Genomic DNA, 216 nt, shown 5'->3' on the forward strand with positions numbered 1-216 from the left:
TTAGGGTAGCAAAACTACTCAAAAAGCAAAAAGGTAGATGTACCTGGTGTGGACAGTATTTCGCACCATCGGATTTAGTTGAAGTAGACCACATTGTACCTCAAAGCCTAGGCGGAAAGGATGAATACAAAAACCTTCAGCTATTACATCGCCACACCCGCGATGATAAAACAGCTCTTGATGAAGAGAGGTTGCTGTACTCTTAACAAGGAGGTG

Annotated in this window: 1 protein-coding gene; it reads left to right on the top strand. The window is 43.1% G+C overall.

Translation table 11 applies throughout. The features are described 5' to 3' along the window. On the top strand, nucleotides 1–206 hold a 206-nt coding region (locus P5674_RS26450), incomplete at its 5' end, for an HNH endonuclease (protein ID WP_315670545.1). Between the last annotated feature and the right edge of the window lie 10 nt (nucleotides 207–216).

Source organism: Limnospira sp. PMC 289.06, assembly GCF_032350395.1.
Classification (GTDB): domain Bacteria; phylum Cyanobacteriota; class Cyanobacteriia; order Cyanobacteriales; family Microcoleaceae; genus Limnospira; species Limnospira platensis.